The organism is Sodalis-like endosymbiont of Proechinophthirus fluctus (assembly GCF_001602625.1).
Lineage (GTDB): Bacteria > Pseudomonadota > Gammaproteobacteria > Enterobacterales > Enterobacteriaceae.
In genome coordinates this window covers 7,954-14,051 of the sequence record NZ_LECR01000082.1, presented here as the reverse complement: position 1 = coordinate 14,051, position 6,098 = coordinate 7,954, and the positions used below count along the sequence as shown (strand labels likewise).

Below are 6,098 nucleotides of genomic sequence, written 5' to 3'. Positions count from 1 at the left end.
TCCGACCAGGTAGGACGAAGATCGGTCATCTTGAATGGTATGGCGATCTTTTTCCTGGGGACAAATGCTGGCCATGCTAAGTAAATGGCTATCGATAATGACATTCGCCTGCGGCATCCAGGGTATCGGAACCGGTGTCGGCGGCGTGATGGCACGGAAGTTGCCGCGCGACATCTGCGATAGTCTCCCCCCGCTGCGGCGGACCAACGGCCTCTCAATATGGGCATTTTGATTAGTCCGTTGCTGGCGCCGTTAATCGGCGGCGTGCTTGCCGAATAGCTGGGCTGGCGCGTGTGCTTCGCGTTTTTGCTGCTACTGAGCTACAGAGTCGTCAGTCTGCTGGTCTGGTTCCATCTACCAGAGACGCTTTCGATGCGGCGGCCAGCCAAGCAGCGGCCGAAGCCTTGGGTTTTGGTCACTATTGAGTGAAAAGGTGTTTAATCATTATCTATTAATGCTGGTCGGCGGATTAGCGGGGATTATCGCTTTCGAGGCTGGTAGCGGCGTTCTGTTAGGCAGAATGGGGCTACTGGCCGGCAGGTCAGCCTGTTATTTATCCTGCCGTTGCCGGGCAGGTTTCTTAGCGCCTGGTATGCGGAGCGCGCGGGCAGATCATTCAGCGCGCTGATGTGGCGGGCAGTGCTGAGCTTCCTGCTAGCAGAGATAATGATGTGGCTGCCGGGCTTGTTCGGTATCATGACCATCTGGACACTGCTGTTGCCTGCCGGCCTGTTCTTTTTCGGCGGCGGCATGCTGTTTCCGTTGGCCACACCACCGGCACGATGGAACCTTATCCCTATCTGGCCGGCACCGCAGGCACGTTGGTCGGTGGCCTGCAAAATATCGGTTCAGGCGTCGTTGCCGGCTTCTCCTCGCTTCTGCCGCAGCAAGGCCATTTCAGCCTGGGGATAATAACCTTCGCCATGGATATGCTAATTCTGCTGTGCTGGTTGCCGCTGTCGCAAACCATGTCTCGCCAGGGTTCGGAAATCGTCTAGGAACGCGTAGGTATATATCGCGGCTGTGGCCGGGCATTGGTTCAGTGGTCCATAATAATGAGGGGATGCAGCTAGGCATCCTTACGATCGAGATAGTGAATCGAGGTAATGCGACGAATGGTGCGGCTTTTTCCTCGGATAAGCAGCGTTTTTGTAGTGGCGATATTGCTTTTGCGTATGATAACCGTTCAGCAGGTATCTCCTATTGGTGATTCCGGTGGCGGAAAAAAACGATGTCATCGCTGTGGGTCATCTCTTCCATTCCAGCCACAGCACTCAATTTGCTATGATTCCCATTTTTCCGCGCAGTGAGCAAGCTCATCTGCGCTAATTCGGCAGTTCCCCTCTTTGCTGTCGATTTTCACCTTAATGCCGCGGAATCAGCTGGCCTTGCATATCCCCAGCCATAGCGCGTTGTTGTGGCGGAAATCACCACCTCTTCATGGCGGAAACACAGCCGGAGCCGAAAAAAATCAGTAATCCTATCCCGAGGAATTTGACGATGTATTGCCCTTTTATTATCGATGATGCTAATTGACTAATAAGCGGTTCCTGTGGCTGGAAAGTTGTCGAACTAAGCTGATACAACACTCTTATTGCTGATAAAATATGTAGTAATAACTTATATAGTAATAATGTGAATTTATCGTTAACGAGTAAAAAAGAGAAATATCGAACTCTGAATGTGTAAGCTATAATATCATAAAAATGCATTCATTCGCTTAAAATTTGGTTCTTTAATACCCATTTTATTACGCCAATAAGTACCTTTATTTTTTTATTAATTTTTCCTTATAAAGGAAAATTCACGCACATCCGTCATGCCGGAAGAAAGAAGCCGGCATGACGGATTCTTCCGTCGCTGGGCCGAAATTATGGCATGGAGATGGAGGCATAATGCCCTAATTGAGACAATGTGTATGGACACGAACAGGCAGGCTACTTACAATCCGGTATCAGTCACAGTAAAAGGCAGCGTCAAAATGCCTGGGCGGTCGGATTTTACGAGTTATACAATGGTGTGTAGTAACCAATGATCGAGACGCCTTGTGTCTTTAAGGGGAAACAAATGGTATTTGAAGTATTTCAGAAACTGGAAGCGAAAGTCCAGCAGGCGATTGATACTATCACGCTTCTACAGATGGAAATCGAGGAGCTAAAAGAAAAGAACACTAGCCTGAGCCAGGAAATTCAGGAAGCGCAGAGCAACCGTGAATCTTTGGTAAACGAAAACGAGCAGCTTAAGCAGGAGCAGCATGTGTGGCAAGAGCGTTTGCGCGGCCTGTTAAGTAAAATGGATGAGGTTTAAATTCCTCCAGGGATTGCCTGCTGGATCGGTGCGCGCATCGCCTTGTGCGTTCGGGCATCGGTACTACACATCACATCACGACCTGACGTATACCCAGCGGTGATCTCCACTGAGCCGTTTGCCGGCGTCGGGCGTTGTCCAAGAGATCTCTCCGCCAGGCCGACATAGCACGCCGGCTCTGCTATTGACAGCGTGCTCACGGCGCGCTCGTGGAGAGCCGTTAGCATTATTCTAAATCTAGCTCGTCTTTGGATAAGATGACCCTGGTATTGTCAACATAGAGATGATCACTAAAAAAGAAAGTGACGCCGCCAAAATTCACTCGGATATCGCATTCGTCAATGCTTTCACCGGCTGGGGTGGCGGCCATAGCCTGAATACACAGATCCAGCTCTTCCAGGTCGTTCACCTAGCGCACTGCGCCGTAAAATACGATCCCTTCCCATTCGTTCTGCACGGCCAGATTACCTAGTTCTGGCATCGATAAGCGCCCGTCGTACCGATCCGCTGCCGTTCACCAGCAGGACGTGGCCGTGGCCGTTTTCTTCCAGCAGCTCATAGAGAAAACTGTTATCCTCAAAACACTTCACGGTCGCGTTATTTGACTGCCGAAAGAAGTTCTGCCGCTAAAATTAGTGAAAAGAGGTTTAACAACATTCACATTTTCCTGATAGATATCACATAATTCTGAGGTATTCTATTTCATAGGATTTACGTCCGTTTTCCACTGGATTCGCAGGTATATCGCGTTCTCGGCAGAGTTACTAAAGTCATCAAAGGTGAACTTTACGCACGTCAGAAAAGCGCCGGCGTTTAATCTAACAGGCAAGCCCAGCACGAACAGAATATTCATGATCAACACGCATTCACGGTTTTCTCCAGCATCGGCCCGATACCGGACGGATCCGCTTCGTACGGGACACGTAACGCGCCTGCACATACAACGCCGGGACAGCGAGCAAAAACAGCCAACCGATTATGCAGCTCTAGCAGTGTAAAAATCGCCAGGCACAACACGGCGCTGGCCAGTAGGAAAACGTGATAATATCGCGCCTGTTGCGGTCCCAGGCGGTACCGCCAGGGTTTTTTTGCCGTTCTGACGATTGCTTTCGATATCGCGCAACTTATTAATACTCAACACCGCCGTGGCCAGCAAGCCGCAAGCAGTGACGGGTAATATCACTACGGCGTAGAAGGTGCCGATTTGCAGGTAGTATCTGCTGCCCACGCTCAGCCAACCAAAGAAAATTCAGCACTGACAGATTGCCGAGTCCCATGTAGCCGTAGGGGAGGATGCGACGGTATAGGTGACAGCAGTAATAATTGACAAGACGCCAAAACATAAAAGCAGAGCACGTCCGCCGCGGTGTTGCAGGCCACAAAAATCAATAGCGCAACCCGACAGCAGCGATAATGCCAATGCCAGCAGCAGCGCGAATTTCATCTGCTCGTGGGAAATCATCCCCAGTTATACACCGCGCAGGGGCCTAATCCGTTAGCGGTCGCGCTTGCCTTTCACCCCATTGCCGTAATCGTTGGCCAGATTAGAGAGAATTTGCAGTATGGAAGCGGTTAATAGCGCCAACAGCAAGGTATGTAGCCGCAGGCTGATCATCCAGGCTTTTGTCAGGCTGAGTGTGGCTATGTCGCTCACATAGTGCTCTTCTCTACGGTACGGTGACACGGGAGCGCCAAAAAAATGGGAGGCCTGAAACCCTCCCCCGTTGCGGATGTCGATTGCCCTGCGATGGGTTACAGAATAAAACGGCTCAAATCTTCATCAGATACTAACTCATCCAGGTGGCTGCGAACATAATCTGCATCAATAGAAATAGTTTTACCGTTCCACTCGCTAGCGTCATAGGAAATATCTTCCATTAAACGCTCCAGAACGGTGTGCAGACGGCGGGCGCCGATATTTTCGGTGCGCTCGTTTACCTGCCAGGCTGCCTCGGCGATACGCTTAATGCCATCTTCGGTGAAGGTGATACTCACCCCTTCCGTCGCCATCAGGGCGATATATTGGGTAGTGAGAGAAGCGCTCGGCTCGGTCAGGATGCGTTCAAAATCCTCGGTGGTCAGGGCTTCCAGCTCGACACGGATCGGCAAGCGCCCCTGCAGCTCGGGAATGAGATCCGATGGGCTGGAAACCTGGAACGCGCCGGAAGTGATAAACAGTATATGGTCCGTCTTCACCATTCCGTGCTTGGTAGAAACGGTACAGCCTTCCACCAGCGGCAGTAGATCCCTCTGTACGCCTTCCCGGGAAACGTCTGGTCCAGACACCTCGCCGCGTTTGCAGATTTTATCGATCTCGTCGATAAATACGATGCCATGCTGCTCCACCGCCTCGATCGCTTTTTCTTTCAGCTCTTCTGGGTTAACTAGCTTGGACGCTTCTTCTTCTACCAGAAGCTTCAGGGCCTCTTTGATCTTTATCTTGCGCGGCTTCTGCTTCTGGCCGGCCAGATTTTTGAACATCGATTGCAGCTGGTTGGTCATTTCCTCCATGCCGGGAGGGGCCATAATTTCCACCCCTATCGACGCTGCAACGAGATTGATTTCAATCTCCTTATCATCCAACTGACCTTCACGCAATTTTTTGCGAAAATTCTGGCGCGTGCTGGAGGGCGGCCCACCACAGCTCTCCTCCGGCTGTCCCCAGTTATTCTTAGCTGGCGGGATCAAGGCGTCAAGCACCCGTTCTTCCGCCAGTTCTTCTGCTCGTAAACGGTTTTGTTCAATAGACTGCAGCCGTACCATTTTGATAGACGTGTCAGTCAAATCACGGACGATGGAATCCACTTCTTTACCGACATAGCCGACTTCGGTGAATTTGGTGGCCTCGACTTTAATGAACGGCGCGCCGGCTAGTTTTGCAAGGCGACGGGCGATTTCCGTCTTACCGACGCCTGTGGGGCCAATCATCAGAATATTTTTCGGTGTCACCTCATGGCGTAATGCTTCGTCCAGTTGCATTCGGCGCCAGCGGTTACGCAACGCGATGGCTACAGCTCGCTTGGCGTTGTGCTGGCCTACAATATGACTATCGAGTTCACTGACGATTTCCCGTGGGGTCATTTCAGACATTTTCAGGATCCTTACGCTTTGAACGTTAATTCTTCAATGGCTTGGAAATGGTTAGTGTAGATGCAGATATCACCGGCAATACCTAACGCTTTTTCGACGATCTCGCGTGCGCCGAAATCGGTATTTTCCAACAGCGCGCGCGCTGCAGATTGGGCATACGGGCCGCCAGATCCGATAGTAATCAGATCGTTTTCCGGCTGAATAATATCGCCATTCCCGGTAATGATGAGCGAGGCGTTTTCATCGGCCACTGCTAGCAAAGCTTCCAGACGGCGCAGCATGCGGTCTGTGCGCCAGTCTTTGGCTAATTCAACGGCAGCTTTGACCAGATGCCCCTGGTGCACTTCCAATTTACGTTCAAACAGCTCAAATAGGGTGAAAGCGTCCGCGGTGCCGCCGGCGAATCCTGCGATAACTTTTTCATTATATAGGCGACGTACTTTTCGCACGTTACCTTTCATGATGGTATTACCCAGAGTAGCCTGTCCATCACCACCGATGACGACATGCCCATTGCGGCGTACGCTTACGATTGTTGTCACGAGCAACCCCTTGGAATGGAAGTAGTGAGCACCCCGCAAAGAATGAGGGGCGAGGATAACTGTTAAATGGGGCGGGAATACGGGTTTTCAACCCCCGGCGGCAACGGGGATGCAATTTGATACTCCAGCGGCGTGTACGTTCTGCAAGATTTTATCGGC

Annotated in this window: 4 protein-coding genes and 4 pseudogenes; 2 read left to right on the top strand and 6 right to left on the bottom strand. The window is 51.2% G+C overall.

Annotation, left to right across the window (positions count from 1 at the left end; translation table 11 throughout):
- Positions 1-998 (top strand): annotated as a pseudogene (locus BG74_RS07960) (MFS transporter); the annotation flags it as partial.
- Positions 999-1,069: 71 nt separating this feature from the next.
- Here the strand turns inward: BG74_RS07960 and BG74_RS18005 are convergent.
- A pseudogene (locus BG74_RS18005) lies at positions 1,070-1,412 on the bottom strand (fructose-bisphosphatase class II); the annotation flags it as partial.
- 655 nt (positions 1,413-2,067) lie between these two features.
- On the opposite strand from BG74_RS18005, the gene zapB reads away from it, so the two are divergent.
- Positions 2,068-2,307: a cell division protein ZapB gene (gene zapB / locus BG74_RS07955; protein ID WP_066597685.1), complete on the top strand. Its 240-nt coding sequence runs from the start codon at positions 2,068-2,070 to the stop codon at positions 2,305-2,307.
- Here the strand turns inward: zapB and BG74_RS07950 are convergent.
- From BG74_RS07950 to hslV, 5 genes and pseudogenes are all read right to left on the bottom strand, one after another.
- Complete coding sequence (locus BG74_RS07950) at positions 2,304-2,507, bottom strand: hypothetical protein (protein ID WP_244267444.1); 204 nt, start codon at positions 2,505-2,507, stop codon at positions 2,304-2,306. The two genes, zapB and BG74_RS07950, sit on opposite strands and share 4 nt — an antisense overlap.
- A 26-nt stretch (positions 2,508-2,533) precedes the next feature.
- Positions 2,534-2,983, bottom strand: a pseudogene (rraA, locus tag BG74_RS07945) (ribonuclease E activity regulator RraA).
- A gap of 150 nt (positions 2,984-3,133) precedes the next feature.
- Positions 3,134-3,952: pseudogene (menA, locus tag BG74_RS14065) on the bottom strand (1,4-dihydroxy-2-naphthoate octaprenyltransferase); the annotation flags it as partial.
- A 107-nt stretch (positions 3,953-4,059) separates the two neighbouring features.
- The gene (gene hslU, locus BG74_RS07935; protein ID WP_066597683.1) at positions 4,060-5,397 is read right to left on the bottom strand and encodes an ATP-dependent protease ATPase subunit HslU; all 1,338 of its coding nucleotides are present in this window, start codon (positions 5,395-5,397) and stop codon (positions 4,060-4,062) included.
- An 11-nt stretch (positions 5,398-5,408) separates the two neighbouring features.
- A complete protein-coding gene (hslV, locus tag BG74_RS07930) occupies positions 5,409-5,939 on the bottom strand; it encodes an ATP-dependent protease subunit HslV (RefSeq protein WP_066597680.1) in 531 nt (176 codons plus the stop codon).
- Positions 5,940-6,098: the final 159 nt, after the last annotated feature.